16 protein-coding genes, 1 pseudogene and 1 CRISPR repeat array are annotated in these 16,328 nt (G+C 62.9%); of the genes and pseudogenes, 5 read left to right on the top strand and 12 right to left on the bottom strand.

All coding sequences use genetic code 11. The annotated features are described in order from the left end of the window. The gene (locus ACAM_RS08350; RefSeq protein ID WP_022541487.1) at positions 1 to 264 is read left to right on the top strand and encodes a hypothetical protein; all 264 of its coding nucleotides are present in this window, start codon (positions 1 to 3) and stop codon (positions 262 to 264) included. 14 nt (positions 265 to 278) lie between these two features. Here the strand turns inward: ACAM_RS08350 and ACAM_RS03795 are convergent, their stop codons facing one another. The 4 genes from ACAM_RS03795 to ACAM_RS03780 form a co-directional block, all read right to left on the bottom strand. Then, a complete protein-coding gene (locus tag ACAM_RS03795) occupies positions 279 to 800 on the bottom strand; it encodes a hypothetical protein (protein WP_022541486.1) in 522 nt (173 codons plus the stop codon). 183 nt (positions 801 to 983) lie between these two features. Then, the gene (locus ACAM_RS03790) at positions 984 to 1,859 is read right to left on the bottom strand and encodes a hypothetical protein (protein WP_022541485.1); all 876 of its coding nucleotides are present in this window, start codon (positions 1,857 to 1,859) and stop codon (positions 984 to 986) included. 19 nt (positions 1,860 to 1,878) lie between these two features. Next, positions 1,879 to 2,313 (bottom strand): hypothetical protein, encoded by a 435-nt coding sequence (locus ACAM_RS03785; protein ID WP_022541484.1) that lies wholly within the window; start codon positions 2,311 to 2,313, stop codon positions 1,879 to 1,881. A gap of 5 nt (positions 2,314 to 2,318) precedes the next feature. Then, positions 2,319 to 2,783: a signal peptidase I gene (locus ACAM_RS03780; RefSeq protein ID WP_022541483.1), complete on the bottom strand. Its 465-nt coding sequence runs from the start codon at positions 2,781 to 2,783 to the stop codon at positions 2,319 to 2,321. Between the two features lie 78 nt (positions 2,784 to 2,861). Between ACAM_RS03780 and ACAM_RS03775 the strand changes: the two are divergent. The 4 genes and pseudogenes from ACAM_RS03775 to ACAM_RS03760 all read left to right on the top strand — a co-directional run bounded on the left by ACAM_RS03775 (position 2,862) and on the right by ACAM_RS03760 (position 6,437). Then, positions 2,862 to 3,713 (top strand): annotated as a pseudogene (locus ACAM_RS03775) (metallophosphoesterase family protein). 59 nt (positions 3,714 to 3,772) lie between these two features. Next, a complete protein-coding gene (locus tag ACAM_RS03770) occupies positions 3,773 to 4,474 on the top strand; it encodes a ribosome assembly factor SBDS (RefSeq protein WP_022541480.1) in 702 nt (233 codons plus the stop codon). 83 nt (positions 4,475 to 4,557) lie between these two features. Then, the gene (locus tag ACAM_RS03765; protein WP_022541479.1) at positions 4,558 to 5,790 is read left to right on the top strand and encodes a redox-regulated ATPase YchF; all 1,233 of its coding nucleotides are present in this window, start codon (positions 4,558 to 4,560) and stop codon (positions 5,788 to 5,790) included. A 125-nt stretch (positions 5,791 to 5,915) separates the two neighbouring features. Continuing rightward, positions 5,916 to 6,437 carry an Rpp14/Pop5 family protein gene (locus ACAM_RS03760; RefSeq protein ID WP_148706392.1) on the top strand — a complete coding sequence of 174 codons (522 nt, stop codon included), beginning with the start codon at positions 5,916 to 5,918 and terminating at the stop codon, positions 6,435 to 6,437. On the opposite strand, the gene ACAM_RS03755 is transcribed toward ACAM_RS03760, so the two are convergent. The 8 genes from ACAM_RS03755 to ACAM_RS03720 form a co-directional block, all read right to left on the bottom strand. Beyond that, a complete protein-coding gene (locus tag ACAM_RS03755; protein WP_022541477.1) occupies positions 6,434 to 8,002 on the bottom strand; it encodes a B12-binding domain-containing radical SAM protein in 1,569 nt (522 codons plus the stop codon). The genes ACAM_RS03760 and ACAM_RS03755 overlap by 4 nt on opposite strands. After that, the gene (locus ACAM_RS03750) at positions 7,995 to 8,891 is read right to left on the bottom strand and encodes an SPOUT family RNA methylase (RefSeq protein ID WP_022541476.1); all 897 of its coding nucleotides are present in this window, start codon (positions 8,889 to 8,891) and stop codon (positions 7,995 to 7,997) included. The genes ACAM_RS03755 and ACAM_RS03750 overlap by 8 nt, the downstream gene beginning before the upstream one ends. Before the next feature lie 220 nt (positions 8,892 to 9,111). Continuing rightward, on the bottom strand, positions 9,112 to 9,756 hold the full coding sequence (locus ACAM_RS03745) for a 30S ribosomal protein S3ae (RefSeq protein ID WP_022541475.1): 645 nt from the start codon (positions 9,754 to 9,756) through the stop codon (positions 9,112 to 9,114). Between the two features lie 78 nt (positions 9,757 to 9,834). After that, positions 9,835 to 10,875: a CRISPR direct-repeat array (repeat unit 24 nt; unit sequence CTTGCAATTCTATCTCGAAGATTC). Positions 10,876 to 11,312: 437 nt separating this feature from the next. Next, positions 11,313 to 11,585 carry a KEOPS complex subunit Pcc1 gene (locus ACAM_RS03740; RefSeq protein ID WP_022541474.1) on the bottom strand — a complete coding sequence of 91 codons (273 nt, stop codon included), beginning with the start codon at positions 11,583 to 11,585 and terminating at the stop codon, positions 11,313 to 11,315. Further along, the gene (locus ACAM_RS03735) at positions 11,555 to 12,862 is read right to left on the bottom strand and encodes a hypothetical protein (protein WP_022541473.1); all 1,308 of its coding nucleotides are present in this window, start codon (positions 12,860 to 12,862) and stop codon (positions 11,555 to 11,557) included. Before ACAM_RS03735 ends, ACAM_RS03740 begins: the two co-directional genes overlap by 31 nt. 26 nt (positions 12,863 to 12,888) lie before the next feature. Then, entirely contained in the window at positions 12,889 to 13,911 is a 1,023-nt protein-coding gene (locus tag ACAM_RS03730) for a homoserine dehydrogenase (protein ID WP_148706391.1), read from the bottom strand. Next, positions 13,884 to 14,945, bottom strand: a complete 1,062-nt coding sequence (gene asd, locus ACAM_RS03725) for an aspartate-semialdehyde dehydrogenase (RefSeq protein ID WP_022541471.1) — start codon at positions 14,943 to 14,945, stop codon at positions 13,884 to 13,886. The genes ACAM_RS03730 and asd overlap by 28 nt, the downstream gene beginning before the upstream one ends. Then, on the bottom strand, positions 14,930 to 16,294 hold the full coding sequence (locus tag ACAM_RS03720; protein WP_022541470.1) for an aspartate kinase, monofunctional class: 1,365 nt from the start codon (positions 16,292 to 16,294) through the stop codon (positions 14,930 to 14,932). The genes asd and ACAM_RS03720 overlap by 16 nt, the downstream gene beginning before the upstream one ends. Positions 16,295 to 16,328: the final 34 nt, after the last annotated feature.

Below are 16,328 nucleotides of genomic sequence, written 5' to 3'. Positions count from 1 at the left end.
TTGGGCTTAGTGGTGGGGGTGCGGAGGCTCAGGGTGTTGTTGTCGAGGGTGGTTAGGTGGGCGGGGGAGAACCCTGGTGGCCCCTTCGCCCTAGCCTTCATGGCCCTCCTCCTAATGGCGGCGGTGGCGCTGGCGCGAGGTAGTGAGGACCTGGCGAACAGGCTGGCGGAGTACGCCTACTACAGCCTGGTGGCGGCGGTGGTGCTGGAGCTCGCCTCCACACTACTGTCCCGGGAGGGTGGGGAGGAAGAGGATGGTGGGTGAGGTGTGGCTGATGTTTAGGGTAGTAGTGGCACCACTATTATCTCGACGCTTTTAACCTTGGATATGTGTACCTTGGATATTATGTCGATGTTGCTTATTGTTATTGTTGTGGTGCCGTTTCCTGTGGCCGTCACCTCGTCTCCCGTGTTCGCTATTACACTGCCGCTGCTATCCCTCAGCAGCACTACCACCTGCCAGGAGTCGCTGCTGGAGGTTGCCTGGGGGAATGTGAGATCCACGTCTAGGCTTAGGACGAGGCCCCCGCGGGTGGTGTTTAGGTCCACGGTAGCGCTGTCGGGGAGGAGTATGTTGGTGTTACTAGATAGGTTGAGGCTGCCCTGGGCGTAAGCCAGTGGGTTGCCGCTGTTGTCTGCGGGGAAGACCGGCACCTGGCTGGAGCCGGCTACGGTCACCGAGATGTTGTTGCCAAGGTCTTTCGATGTGAGGGCGTAGGCCGCGCTCAGCGTCATTGTTATGTAGAGTGTGAGGGCTACGAGGAGAAGGGCGAGCCTCCTAGGCCTCCCAGCCCTAGCCAAGCAAGCCACACCTCCAGCGCCAGGGGGATTTACCGGGTTTATAGCCTCTCTGATTTGTAAGGGTGAGTGTTTATAAGGAATATGGATTGGTGACACCCGCATCCCAAGGCATGGTATAAAACGTTCTGGGAGTAAGCCGTAGTACCCGGGTATTCCCCATTATTAGCATGTGGCGGTGGGGGGCTAGAGGCCGCGGGCGAGCCTATATAGGTATGCGGCGGCCGCTGTCGAGAGTATGGCTAGGGGTATCGTCGCCAAAGCTATCCTCCAGGCCACAGGCTCCACCGTATAGACTGCCACCACCCTCTTGGGCGAGTCAACCTCCACAACCACCCTGCCACCGCCAAGTGGCGCCTCCTCGCCGTTCACCACCACATGGCTAAGCCTCAGCCTCGTAAACACACCTCCCGGCATCTCCGGGGGGAAGTAGAGGGTTGCGGTGTCCCCGGCCTCCACCCACTGCAAGCTCCTCCCCAGGATGCTCTCGGTCTCCAGGGCGTAGTAGGTGTCGTAGACAGCCCTAACCTCCAACGGCCCCGTAACAGTCATCTCCACCCTCGGGCTGGAGATCCTCTCGCCCCCGGCCTCCACATGGCTGAGGACGAGCTTAGCCTGGGGCGTGAGCTCTATCTCCGGGTCGAACTCGAGGGATAGCTTTGACCCGTCCTCCATCCACAGGACCTCAGCCCCCCCGGGCCTCTCCACAACTACCTTGTAGAGGGTCTTGTAGACGACACGGGCCTCGCCAGCCTCAGGCCCCGAGACTATGAAGAGGCCGTTCGCAGGCTCCAGGGAGGCGCCGGAGGGTAGTATTAGGGTCTGGGGCACCATCCTGGCGTCCCCGCTCTCCCAGGCGAGGTCCTCCAGAGGTATGGCGAGGCTGCCCGTGTGCCAGTACCCCCTGCCCTCGACGACGAGGAGGTATTGGGTTGTATAGACGGCCTCCAATGTCCTGGGGCCCTCTAGGCTCACCACTAGCCTGCCGCCCCTATAGTAGGCCCCTCCGTCTAGCCGGACACCCTGGAGAACATGCCTAACATACCCCCCACTCTCCTCCACTACGCTGGGTACCTCAACCTCAACAACACCCCCCCAGGGGCCCCCAGACTTCGGCGGTGTAGACGCCCGGGGGTGTGGATAGTATGGTTACACGGGCCTCGCGGGTGTACAGGGGCTCTAGGGTGGAGCCGGAGAGGAGTGTGCAGGGTGCCTCGGCCAGCCTGCCGTCCACCAGAAGCCCGGCCAGCACAAGCCTCACACCGCTCGACGTGTATAGGAGGCGGGGGGACTCCACACAAACTTCAACCCCAGGCTCGGCCTCCACAGCCATGCCAGGGCCGAGAACAAGCTTCTCACCACCAATACTCACGACGATCTGGAAGCTGTAGTTGTTGACTATGAGCGGTGGAGATGGCGAAGAGTGGGCGGGGGCTGCGTGGAGGGCTGGCGCGAGCGCGAGGAGGGCGAGCAGGGTTATAATGGTGTATCGCCGCGCTGCAGCCGCTGGAGCCATGGTGGTCACCCCCTGAGCTCCCTGTACAGGAGCACTGTTACCAGGATCCCCAACACCGTTACCAGCGCTATGTGGAGCCGGGGGTAGAGGAGGGGGAGGCCGGCGTAGGGTATGTGGAAGACAACCCTACCCACAACCTGCTCCCCCGGGAACCCTTCAACAGCCTCCGAGGCGTCCCCCTTCATGAAGACGAAGCCCCCCGACCTGTCTATATACACCACCCTGTGGACGAGGAGCACCCCCCTAGCCCTATCCTCCACAGCAGCCACATCACCAACCCTCAGAAGGGAGGCTGGCATAGGCTCCACAACGGCAATACTCCCTCGGGGAATCGTGGGCTCCATACTACCAGTGACTACAAGGTTAAACCTAACGCCAGACACGGCGAGAAGTAGAATAGCCGCCAAAACGCCCGCAGCCAGAGCAGTGTCAACACTCCAAAGCACACCAAAACCGCCGGGAATCCTCAAGAGCAAGCACCCTCCACTATCCCTCCCGCGGCATAATAAAAATGGGGGGATATAAGGAAGGCGAACCCCACCGAACACATGGTGGGGCACGTCCTCCATGGGGGGTTGTATATAGCCTATATTCACACGGCTGATTATCCCTTCCAAACCCACGAATTCCCTGGGGGGCTCGTATTGCGGGTTCTAATCGTCTCCGACGTCCACGGCAACCTCCCCGCCCTGGAGGCTGTTCTAGAGGCCGCCGGGAGGTTTGATGAGGTCCTCGTGCTGGGGGATCTGGTGGACTACGGCCCCTGGCCGGGGGAGGTCTTAGACGTGCTCCAAGGCCTCGGGGCTAGGTTTGTCAGGGGAAACCACGACCACGCCGTGGGATATGGTGTGGACTGTAGGTGTGGGAAGGAGACTCACTGGCTGAGCGTGTGATTCAGGGAGAACGTTACGCTGAGGCTGCTGGGGGAGGGTGATAAGCGGTTCCTGGCAGAGCTCCCTCTGGAGCTGAGGCTCGACGGTGTGCTGGCGGTCCACGGCTGCCCCCGCAACCCCCTCTACTGTTACCTCTATCCGTGGATGGGCAGGGAGTGGCTGCTGGACGGGCTTAGGAGGCCTGGTGTGAGGCTGGGGAGGCAGGGGGCGGTGGTGGAGGAGGCCACGGTCATGGTGGGGCACACTCACCTGCAGTTCCACCTCACCCTCGATGGGAGGAGGGTGGTTAACCCTGGTAGCGTGGGCCAGCCCCGGGACGGCGACCCCAGGGCGGGCTACGCCCTGCTCGACCTAGAGTCGGGGAGGGTGGAGCTGGGCCGGGTGGAGTACCCGGTGGAAAGGGTTGTGAGAAGGCTGGAGGAGATGGGGGTGCCCGAGCCCTACATGATAGCCCTCAAGACTATGCTACTAGAGGCAAGAACCCCCTCGAGGCCGCCCGGCGTCTAGCCCGGCCAAGGGTTTAGAGGACTCCCAGCCAACTATGATCGCCGGGGGTGTAGAGAGGGTTGTCGAAGAGGCAGGACTATCTCGTGGCGTGGATGGAGGTTAGGGGGAAGAGGTTCGAGATTCTGGTGAGGCCCGAGCTGGCCTTCAGGTATAAGGAGAAGGGTGACGTGGACCTGGAGGACGTGCTGTGGACCGACACGATATACAGGGACGTGAGGAAGGGGCTCAAGGCGAGCCCCGAGGAGGTTAAGAAGGCTTTCGGCACAAGCGACCCCAGGAGGGTGGCTGAGAGGATACTCAAGGAGGGGGAGATACAGCTAACCGAGGAGCAGAGGAGGAAGCTGCTGGAGGCTAAGAGGAGGCAGATAATAAGCTATATAGCCAGGAACGCCATAGACCCCACCACAGGCAGGCCCATACCCGAGGCCAGGATAGAGGCCGCCCTCGAGGAGGTGAGGTTCCCCATAAACCTGTGGAGAGACGCCGAGAGCCAGGCGGTGGAGGCGGTAAGGCTAATAGCCAGGGTAATGCCGATAAGGCTCGCCAAAGCCCTCCTAGAGGTGAAGATACCGCCCCCACACTCCGGCAGAGCATACCAAGCCCTCATGAGGATGGGGGAGGTGAAGAAGACCGACTGGCTCCCCGACGGCAGCCTAAAGGCGGAGCTCGAGATACCCGCGGGGGCCCAGGTGGAGATCACGAGCAGGATACAAGCCCTGGCCCGCGGGGCGGCGGAGGTTAAGGTGAAGAAGGTGGCCTAACCGCCCCCTGGCTTAGGTCCTCAGAGCCTAGGCCTAAGGTTGGACCGCCGAGACTGTGGATTGTGGTGTGTGGGTGTGGTGCAGTGGAGGCGGGTAACGTTGTTCTGGGGCTTGTGGGGAAGACTAACGTGGGGAAGTCCACGTTCTTCGCCGCCGCCACTGAGGTGCCGGTGAAGATTGAGAACAGGCCCTTCGTCACTATAGAGCCTAACGTGGGGGTTGGGTATGCGAGGAAGAGGTGCGCCCACGTAGAGCTAGGCCTCCCCCGGTGCGACCCTGTCAACAGCCTCTGCATCGAGGGGTGGAGGTTCATACCCGTCAAACTCCTCGACGTCGCCGGCCTCGTGCCGGGCGCCCACAGGGGGAGGGGGCTGGGCAACAGGTTCCTTGACGACGTTAGAAAGGCCGACGCCCTCCTCCTCGTGGTTGACGCAAGCGGCTCCACAGACCCCGAGGGGGTCCCGGTAAAGCCTGGAAGTTACGACCCGGTGGAGGAGGTTGGGCTGATGCTGGGGGAGATATACGAGTGGATGCTCCAGAACCTGGCCAGGGACTGGGAGAGGTTCGCCAGGAGGGTTGACACCGCCGGCAACATAGACCTCGTCACCGCCCTCAGCCAGAGGCTCTCGGGCTTCGAGATACCCCGGGGGGTCGTGGCGGGGGTGCTGGAGGAGACGGGGCTTGGGGAGAAGAGGCTGTCAAGCTGGGGGGAGGAGGACCTCAGGCTATTCGTCAGGCTAGTCCTGGAGAGGGGGAAGCCGGCGGTGATAGTGGCCAACAAGGTCGACGTCCCCGGGGCGGAGGAGAATGTGGAGAGGCTGAGGAGGGAGTTCCCCAGGATCCCCGTGGTGCCCGCCAGCGCCCTGGCGGAGCTCATGCTCAGGAGACTAGCTAGGGAGGGGAGGGTTAGGTACATACCGGGAGACCCAGGCTTCACCCTGAAGGACGCCTCGGGGCTGGGGGAGAAGGCGTTGAAGGCCCTGGAACTCGTCAGGGAGAGGGTTATGGAGAGGTGGGGCGGGACGGGCGTGGTCCAGGCGATAAACACGGCGGTGTTCGATGTGCTAGACATGATAGCCGTCTACCCAGTGGAGGACCCCAACAGGTACACAGACAGGGAGGGGAGGATACTACCCGACGTGATACTGGTGAAGAGGGGCTCAACACCCAGGGACCTGGCCTACAGGATACACACAGACCTAGGCAAAACCTTCCTCCACGCCATAAACGCCAAGACGAAGCAGAGGGTGGGGGAGGGCTACAGGCTCCAGGACGGGGATGTTGTGAAGATAGTTGCCGCCGCTGGCAAGAGGTAGAGCTGGCGGCCACCCCTCCCCTTATACCCCCCAGTATACAGTATGGGCTAGTGGGATGATGATGCCGTCCCAGCATGAAGGGTGATGACCTCACGACGATCTGACCAGCACCGGGTGGTGTCGCTGTGCCGCTCGACAGCGAGGTCCTCGCAGCCGCTCTGGCAGGCCTGGTGGCGGGTGGTGTGGCGGGGCTTCTGGCCTCCGGTTTGTATGTTGTGAGGCTAAGGAGGCTGGCCCACATACTATCGAGGGCCGCCCTCAGGCAGAGGGAGCTTGTGAGGCTAAGGAGGCTTGCGGGGAGGAGGCCTAGGAGGAGGTATGTGGCGTTCGAGGTCCTCAGCCTCGACGGCCCGCCCCCGGGGCGGGGGGAGTTTGAGGAGGCCCTTAGGAGTGTTTACCTCAAGGCCTTTGGGGCCGAGAGCCTCGCCCTCGCGAGGCCCAGGATAGTGTATTACGAGGAGGGGTCGGGGAGGGGCGTGGTTGCTGTGGCCTGGGACTATCGCTACCACATCCTAGCCGCCCTGGGGCTGGTAAGGATGGCTGGGGGGAGGAGGGTTCTCGTGGTGCCCCTGAGGACCTCGGGGACTGTGAAGGGGGCTCTCAGGGCGTTCAGGAGCCCGGGGGCGCCGGGGCGGGGCGGCGTCTAGGCTGTGCACCCGGGTATCCTGAGCCTGGAAGCCCCTCCCCGGGACTCGACTACCCTCCTGTAGATCATCCAGTCCCTCCTAAGCCTCCACAGCTCCGCCCTAGGGTGCTCCACCAGCCTGTGCCAGGGCGGGGTGTAGTCGGCCGGCCACTCCCCCAGGCTCCAGTCTAGGCTGACCCCCGCCCTTCTAGCTGCGGCTCTGAAGCTTGAAGGGGTTTGACGGGGCATCCTGGCCCACTCAACAACAACCCTGGCCATCTCCCTCCCGCCCCGGGCGAGGGCGACCTGGACCTCGGCCCACCGGGGGTCGTAGCCCGATACCCGGGCGCCCGCCCTGCGTAGAGCCCTGGAGAGCCTGTTAATCCTCTCCTCCAGCAGCCTCCTGGGGGCCAGGCCTGCCCACTGCATACCCGTGACGGGCTTGGGCATAAACGGGTTTATCGAGACCTTCGCAACACCCCCCGCCTTCCTGACCCTCTCAACAACCCTTATGGCGAGGTCCTGGGTCTGGGCGAGGTCCTCCTCACCCTCCCCGGGGAAGCCTGTTATGAGGTAGAGCTTCACCCCCGGTATGCCCTGGGATAGAAGGTTCTCCACCGCCCAGAGGGTTATGTCCCCTCCTATCGGCTTGAGTATCGCCCTGGCTATGGTGCAGGAGCCGGTCTCCGGGGCTATGGTCACAGTCCTCTGCCCCCCGCGGGCTATGAGCCTGGCCCTCTCCTCGGTTAGGGTCTCGGCCCTCAGGCTCGGCACGCTAGCCTGGAGCCCGAGGTCCTCGACGGCGTGCCTAAGTATCTCGTCGCTGGCCCTGTTGTCGAAGAAGACTAGGCTGTAGAATATAGCCCTCCCGACCCTGTTAACCCTAACCCCCTCCCGGAGCAGGTGCTTGAGGACCTCGAGGCTCCTATCCCTCCTGGGCCTGAATACAGTGCCCTCCATGCAGAACCTGCAGCCCCTCCCGCACCCCCGGCTAGTCTCCAGTATGAAGCCACGGCCCCAAACCGGCTCCACACCCGGGGGGGCACGCTGGTCCAGGGGGTACCAGGCGGCGTCGAGGTCCTCAACATACACCCTCCTCACAGGCCAGTTCTCCAGAGAGGGGACAAGGACCCCGGGGAGGCGTGAGAGGGCCTCAAGCCTAGCCCCCCTACTGGGCTCCTGGAGGGCGTCCACAAGCCCCTCAGCCACAGGCTCCAGCTCCCCCACCAGCACGGCGTCAACCAGGTCCAGCAGGGGGGCGGGGTTAGCGGTCGCCGCAGGCCCCCCCGCGATGACCAGGGGGTCCCCGTCACCCCGGCCCTGGGCCCAGGGGTTGAGGCCCAGCTGCTCTAGCGCCCTCACCATGTCGGCGTACATGATCTCGTAGGGGAGGCTCACCAGCACAGCCCTCGTCTCCCGGGGGTCGAGGGGTTGTCCGGCCTCGAGGACGCCGTCCTCCAGGAAGGCTGTTTTAACCCCCACCCCCAGGCTGGAGAGGAGGCCCCGTATGAGGTGGAATGCGAGGCTGCTGTAGGCCACGCTCCTGGGGCCGGGGTATAGGAGGAGGACCGCGAACCCCCTAGCCACCTCCGCCACCCTCCTCCAGCTGGGAGGACCTCTCGTAAAGCACCGTGGCTATCGCCACCAGGGCGCTGGCGGCGGCGTAGTCCGTGGAGAGGGTTATCCCCGGGGCTATATCCACCACGAGGTCCGCGTACCTGTAGACGCCCAGGGGTATGCCCTCTCTGCTGCCGACGAGAACGTTAACCCTCCTCGACCCCCGGAATAGCTCCCACAGCCTGTCCGCAACCCTCGATATGTGCTCCCCCTCAGGCTCCATCACTATGATGGGCTCCCCCCTCCTATCCCTCACCAGCTGGTGGAGGTCCTGGAGGTAGACGGGCACCCTCCTGGCCCGCCTGTGGTAGCTCTTCCTCTGCACCTCAAACCTGCTCTCAACACCCTCGAACACCCCCTGGAGGAACTCGGCCAGCTGCCTAGCCTCCACCAGCCCCGTGGGGGCAACCACGAGCTCCCTCACCTCGAAGTTCTGCACCTCCCTCCCAATCCTCACCCCCATGTTCCTGCAGGCGTCCAGGGGGCCGAGGTAGGGCATCTGCACCACAGCAACCCTGGAGAGGAGGGGGAGGACGGGGTGCTTCCCCCTCATCTTCCTCCACTCCATGCTCCCGGGGTAGATGGAGATGAGGGCGAGGTCCTGGATAATCTCCACCGCCACAACCTTGTCGGGGCTCCCCAGGTTGACGCAGGCCCCCGTAGCCCTCCTCACAGCATCCCCCACGACGACGTTGACGTCTACGCTCGTGAACCCGTGCCTCCCCCTCCTGGTGGTCCTGACGGCGAAGCACTCTCCACCCCCAATCCTCCCCCGGGCAGCCTCCGCCGCGGCGGCCGCCATCTCCTCCAGGCTCGCCCTAGAGACAGCATGGACCACGAGAACCCTGTCCGCCTCCAAAACCCTATCCAGGATAATCCGGGCGTCGGCCTCGGGATCCCGGCAGCCGTAGACTAGGACGAGGCCCTTGAAGCCGCGGGGGGAGGGGGCTGCCCTGAGGTGGGGCGCCTCCTCCTCGATCCTAGCCGCCGCTATCCTCTCAAAACCCAGGCCAGTCTTAACGAGGAGGCAGGGGGCCTCCCCGCCAGCCGCCGCCGTCCCGGGGCACCCCCTCGGGGCGTTACGTGGCCCTCAGCTGGAGGGGGGAGACGACCACCGCCTTCTCCGGGCCGTTGGGGCCGGGGACCCAGAGTAGCTTGCTCTTCGCGATCTCAACCTTCCTAAGCGGGTATATCTTCCTCGCACTCTCGTCTATCAGGTAGGCCAGGCTCCCCTCGTGGTCGCTGAACACCATGAGCTGTATCAGCTCGTCCAGCGTGGACTCCCTGGCCTTCTGCTCCACAACCTCCTGCATCACCTTCCTAATAGCGCTCTTCTGGCTCGTCTTACAGCGCTGCCTCGTGAACGCCATAGCCGTCACCCTGAGGCCGTAGCCGTCCTTAGTCCACACGTTGAATATACCGGTGACCTTGCTGCTCTTCCTCCTCGTCAACCCCCTGATATAGTCCCTCAGCAGCTCGTGGCCCTTGAACCTGGTGTAGGCCGTGTCACCCTCGACCCTCACAACCTGGAAGTACATCTTCACGTGGACATAGCTGTAGTCGCCAGTGATGTCGAACAGTGTCGTCTCCATAACCCTCCCAATAAGCTTGTCCGGATCATCTGCCGGCGTGGTGCCAAGCACAGTCTCCCCGAACAGCGGAGGAGCCACAACCTTAAACCACTTCTTCAGCCTCCACGTATCCCTAATGCCACCCCTAACCAAGCCTAGCCATCCCCACCTCACAACATGCCCAAGCCGAGGCTATAAAAATATGCCACACAACCGAAACACACAGCACAGCTTGCAATTCTATCTCGAAGATTCCCCTGCCCCAGGTGTGGAGCAAAGATTCAGCGGATATACAGTCTTGCAATTCTATCTCGAAGATTCGGATAGCACAGGCACTAGACCCAACCAATGGCTACTTTAACGACCTTGCAATTCTATCTCGAAGATTCACAGATACAGTAGCACTAAAGTACGTGGAAGCTGTCAGCCGCATCTTGCAATTCTATCTCGAAGATTCCTGCACTTGTTTATGAAGGGTGCTTCCAGGCGCTGGGCTAGCCCTTGCAATTCTATCTCGAAGATTCTAGCTGGACAGCCAGGTTCAGGCGTCAAGCCCAGGCCATGCTTGCAATTCTATCTCGAAGATTCATGTAGTTCGATAACTCCCCGACTTTCATTTCCTCTTTAACAGTGTCTTGCAATTCTATCTCGAAGATTCGGTAACATGCTAGATCTAACTACAGTATTTAATATAATAAACTTGCAATTCTATCTCGAAGATTCGTTAGGAAGGCTGTCGAGGATGGTGAGAAGCCTCTCTCTGAGCTCTACACTTGCAATTCTATCTCGAAGATTCATAGCATAGTGTGTTTAGCAAATTTACGTTTACCCCATGAAACACTTGCAATTCTATCTCGAAGATTCGGAACTCTGCATGCTCACCCTCCACTCCAGCTAGTATAATCTTGATCTTGCAATTCTATCTCGAAGATTCCCGAAGCTAATCCATGCCCTCAACCTCTTGTAGATTTGCTCAAAGTAGCTTGCAATTCTATCTCGAAGATTCTTGACAGACTTTTCGCCGCTCGCGAGCGAGCTCAAAGTGTGCTTCTTGCAATTCTATCTCGAAGATTCCTAGCATATCTGTTATAGCATCCGCCGCGCCCTCCGCCGCTGATAACTTGCAATTCTATCTCGAAGATTCGGCTGTTGGTTCGACGGCGGCTAGATCGAGTGTTATATCGACTTGCAATTCTATCTCGAAGATTCGGCCAAGCTACACGCCGCATATTTCACCGCCCCCGGCTCCTTGCAATTCTATCTCGAAGATTCTGCACATGGTTTTGTTGGTGTGCGTTGTAGTGTCTACAGTCGATACTATATTCTATTTTCCACCCTGCCATCCCGGGGGGCGGGAGGCTAGTCAACTCTATCACATAGATAAACCCCCGGCCCCCGGGGGTTTATTGCACGGCCCCCAGCCCTAGCCCGGGGGCCTCGCCATATGGGGGGTCCACACGGAGCCTAATAACCCTTACCAACGAGATAAAAGTATATACTCCCCCCGCCGGAGGGGAAAACATTGAGATACAAAAACAACCACACACAAAAATATATACAAACAAGAAGGGGGGTCCAACCAAACCTAATAAACATAACCCCAATCTAAACGTATATACAGCCCTACGAAAGTGGGGATTTGTTAAATTTTTGTTTTAATGGTTAATTTAGTGTTTAACGTCTATGGGTATTGTCTCCCAGTGTGGTGTCTAGTTTTTATCTCTGTGTTTGTCCGCGGCTTCTAGGGAGTCGGCGGCTGCTCTGTAGCTTCTCAGCAGGTCGTCCAGGGTGTTCCTTAGGCTGAGTATCCTTCTGGGGCTGTCGCATCCCTCCACCTCCACCCTGCAGACCACAACTTCCCCGGGGGAGGTGCAGGAGACCTTGAGCCAGGGGGGTGTCTGGATGTTGTCGGGCTCGAGGCTCCCCGCTATCTCGGGGCCGCCGGGGATGGTTATCTCTGCAGTGCACTTGTGTCGAGCCATAGCCTGAGCCCCTCCAGCCTGCCCAGCCTCGACTCCACTATCCTCCTCACGCTCCCCACGCCGAGGGCATCCTCAGCCTGTGGTGCGCTGGCGACCGCACCCCCCTCACCATCCTCCACGGCTACAACGCTGTCCCTCTCCACCACCCCGGTTATCTGGAGGGCCCTCCAGAGCAGGTATAGGGGGGCCTCCCGGGCCTCCTGGCCTAGGAGGTATAGCCTGAGCCTGGGGTGGCTCTTCACCCTCCTGGGCTTCAGCCTCGAGAGGAGGTCCTCGAACCTCCGGGCCAGGTCCTCGAGGGCCGCCTCCGCTATCGGGTACTCCCTCTCCAGGTCCATCACAGTGGCCAGCAGCCCCTCCAGCCCCCCGAGCTCCATAGCCATGGTGAGGGCGTCGAGTGCCATCCTCGCGTCAGCAACGGGCGCTCCGGGTGCTGTGGATATGGGGTAGCCGCCCACATACTCCTCCACAAGCTCCTCCCCCTCCAGCCTCTGGGTGTAGCGGGATACGTGGGATAGTATGGTGGAGACGAGCCTGCCGAGCTCGTCCCTGTCGGTGACGCTGTAGAGGCTCCTTGAGGCCAGCCCCTCGAGCCCCTCCCCCCTGAGGACCTCGACACAGTACCCCGGGTCGCCCGTCATCTTGGGGTAGTAGGGGTTGACCGTCCTGGCTATCGCCTCGCAAACCCCGCCCTCCATGGGCTTATACGCCTTCAGGCTGGTGAGGACCTCGAGGCTGTACACCTCTATCCTCCCCAGCTCGTCGAGGAGCATCCTATCCAGCCCGTGGAACCTCCCGTTCCTCTCCACATACCTCCCCGCCATGCAGCCCGCGAGAGCCACCATCACGTCCCAGGAGCCACGGTAGCCGACCACCTCGGAAGAGGCTATGGCCGCCGCCGCGCTCACACTCCCCTCAGCCTCAACCATATGGACGTTCATAACCGGCGTCCCCCGCAGCTCACCCGAGGAGACTGCGAGCACCGGGTGCTCGACCTCCGTGGCCTTGTACTGGAGGCCGTCGTAGCCGAGGAGCACCGTGGGCGAGACAACGGGGGGAGGCTTCACACTCACACCCGCCACAGGCCTCAGCCCGAGGGCCAGGAGCCTCTTGAAGAGGTAGGCCCCCGCCAGCAGGGCGTCCCTAGAGGGGTAGGAGTATATCCTCACAACCCCCCCAGCACCCTCCGCAGCCTCCACCACCCGCCTGAACCCGCTGGACGCCGCCTCAAAACCCTTCTCAAACTCGCCGCCGGGAGAAAGCCTAACCTTAAACACCCCAGGCCCGCACCCAGGGGAAAGTTCTAGAGGTGCGCGGGGAAATAGGGGGGCGCCCCGCCCGGTCTGGAGGCTAGAACGAGGTCGCTCAGGAGGGTGGAAGCCGTAACCCCCAGCCCAGCCCCAGGCCCCTCGAGGTAGATGGTGGAGTCTTCGAGGGAGATGACGGCGGCGTTTAGGCTGCCGGGCAGGCTGTAGAGCCTGCTCCCCACACGGTGGAGGGTTAGGCCAACCACCGCCCTACAGGCCGCCACGTCCACCACTGCCGTGTACCTAACCGCCACTCCAACTCCCCGGAGCCCGGGGGCCCAGCCCGCGGCGTCCCAAACCGTGCCCCGAACCTCCACGTCACCCGGGGCCAGGGGGCAGCCTAGGGTCTGGGATATGATCGAGGCTTTGAGGGCGAGGTCCACTCCGCCAAGGTCGGCAGAGGGGTCGGGCTCAGCTATCCCCAGCCTGGCCGCCGAGTCCACGGCATCCTCCAGCGGCACCCCCTCCATGAGGAGGTTGAGTATATAGTTTGAGGTGCCGTTGAGCACCCCAACAACCCTCAACACCCTCCTCCCCGCCAGGCCAACCCTCAGCAGGTCTATCAGCGGCGTGCCCGCCATGACTGTGGCCTTGTAGAACAGCCCCTGGGGCGGCCCCCCGTGCTCCAGCAGGAGCATCGCCACCGGGGGCTTGTCGGCGGCCACCACCGCCCTCCCACCCTCCAGGGCGGCGCGGGCGTAGCCCAGCCCCGGCTCCCCTGTGGCGGGGCTGCTGGCGGTTGTGAGCACCAGGGCGTCATAATCCACCCCCTCCAGCACACCCGGGCCGCTGCCTGGGGCGCCGCAGGAAACCCCCGAGAGGCCTCCGCGGGGCGTCTTGAGAGCCTCCTCCACGCAGCCCGGGGTGTCGAAGATGGCGTGGCCCCGGGAGTCGAGGGCGGCGGCCAGGCTGAGGCCATAGGCCCCGCCCCTCTCTAGTAGGAGGCTCGCCAGCCTCCTCCCAACACTGCCGAACCCGGCTATGACGACCCTCACATCCACTCGCCCCTCCGCAGCCAAAGCTCCGCCGCCAGCAGGGCGGCCCCGGCGGCCCCCCTTACAAGGTTGTGGCCGAGAACCACCATCCTCAGCCACCCGCCCTCCTTCTCCTCAACCCTGCCCACAGAGACCGTCATACCCCCGCCTGCCATCCTGTCCAGGCGGGGCTGGGGCCTGTCCTCCCTCCTTAGCACCCTCACAGGCCTGGTGGGCGCTGTGGGGAGGCCCAGCTCCTGGGGGATGCCTCTGAACGACTCGAGGACCTCAACAGCCTCCTCAGCCCCCAGGTGGCGGCGGGTCTTGAGGTAGACCACCTCGAGGTGGCCCTCCAGCACCGGGACCCTGGTGGTGGTTGCGGCCACGCTGAAGCCGGCGGGCTCCAGCCTCCCGCCCCGGAGGCTGCCGAGTATCTTGCGGGACTCAGCCTCCACCTTCCCCTCCTCCCCGGGTATGTGGGGGACTATGTTGTCGACTATACCGTAGCCGGGCACCCCCCGCCTCCCGGCGCCGGATATGGCCTGCATCGTCGCCACGTGAACCTCCCTCAGGCCCGCCGCGTCCATGATGGGCTTCAGCGCCAGCGTCAGTATGGCTGTGGTGCAGTTGGGGTTCTTCACCACAACACCCCTCCAACCCCTCTCCCCCTGGGCCTCAGCCAGCGCCAGGTGGCCCGGGTTCACCTCCCCGTTGACCAGGGGGACGTCGGGGTAGAGCCTCATGTTGCTCGAGTTCGAGAAAACCTCCAGCCCCTCCCTGGCGAGAGCAGGCTCCAGCTCAGCGGCGGCCTGGGAGGGGAGGGCTGAGAAGACGAGCTCAACTCCCTCCCTCCTCAGCGCCCCCGGCTCGGGCCTAGACATACTCATCCCCTCCAGATAGCCCGGGGGCCCGCCGGGGAGGATCCAGTCTATGGCTTCAACAGCCTCCAACCCAGCCTTCCCCGGGCTGGAGGCCACCGCCGCCACCTCGAAGTAGGGGTGGCCCTCGAGGAGCCTGAGGAAGACCTGGCCGACCAGGCCTGAGGCCCCCAGTACCGCGGCCCTCACCCTGTCACCCAACTCTCAACCACCCTCCTATGGAGAAGCCTGGCTAGCTCACGGGAGGACCTCCCGGGGGCTAGTATGGAGATGCTGGGGCTCAGCTCCCCCGTGCTGAGCAGCCTGCCGCCCGTCTTCTCCGCGGCAGAGAGAGCCTCGGGTAGCGCCTCCGCGGCGCCCCAGCCCACGAGGCTCACTATCTCCAACCCCCTCTCAACCTCCAGCCTAACACCCGCCGCGCCAGAGCGGGCGCCGAGCTCCTCCACAGCGGCGGGGAGGTCCTCCTCGCCCACCACAACCTCAATAGCGGTCTCGGAGGGCGGCTGCCTTATGGCAAGTATGTTAACACCCCTACCCGCTAGAAGGCCTGCGAGCCTCGAGAGGAACCCCCTCTTCCCCGCCATGCTAGGCCCCCTGACCACGAGCCTGGCGACACCCCCGTTGAGGGAGACTACCTTAAGCGGCGGCCCACCCCTCCCCGGGCCTATCCTGGTGCTCCAGCCCATGAGGTCTGAGACCACCACCTCCACACCCAGCCCCCCGGCTATCAGGGGCTCGAAAGTCCGGGGGTGAAACTTCCTGAGGCCCAGCCTGGCCACCTCCCAGGCCTCCTCATAGCTCATATAACCCACCCGCCTCGGCCCCTCCACAACGCGGGGGTCGCCGCTGAGTATCCCGGGGACGTCTGTGTAGAGGACAACCCTCCCTGCCCCCAGGGCTGAGGCGAGGAGGGTTGCTGTGAGGTCGCTCCCACCCCTACCCAGCAGTGTGGCATCACCCCCCCTGGTGGCGCCGGTGAAGCCGGCGACCACGGGGACAACCCCCCCGTCCAGCAGGGGCTCGAGCCTCTCCCCGATAACTCCCTCCGTGTAGCCGTAGAGGGGGGTCGCGTCGCCGAACTCGCCATCCGTCACTATACCCGCCTCACCACCCCCTAGCCACCTAGCCTCCACACCCAGGCTCCTCAACAGCCCGGCCATGAGGCTGGCGCTCAGCCTCTCACCATAGGAGACCACGAGATCCCTAACCCTAGGCGTCCACTGGCCCAGGACCTCGGCCGCCCAGAGGAGCTTGGAGAGCTCCGCCGCACCGAGGCTGACCTCCCTCGAGGACTCAGCGGGGAGGCCGAGCTCCCTGGCTATCGAGAGATAGATCTTCCCTACAGCACCCCCAACACTCGGATCACGCCTCTCAAAGGAGGAGAGGAGGGCGTCGGTAACACCCTTGACAGCGGAGACAACGACCACAGGCTTGAGACTCGACTCCAGGAGCCCCTGGACGAGGCGGCCCGCAGCCCTATAGCCTGAGGGGCCCCTGAGTATGCTCCCCCCGAACTTGACGACTACCAGATCGTTTGGCGCACAACCCACCACCCACTGCTGAAGCCGGGAATACGAGGGGCTG

Origin of the sequence: Aeropyrum camini SY1 = JCM 12091 (assembly GCF_000591035.1) — an archaeon.
In the GTDB taxonomy this organism is placed as follows: Archaea; Thermoproteota; Thermoprotei_A; order Sulfolobales; family Acidilobaceae; genus Aeropyrum; species Aeropyrum camini.
The sequence above is the reverse complement of the archived record's forward strand: the minus strand, read 5'-3'. Positions and strand labels throughout refer to the sequence as shown.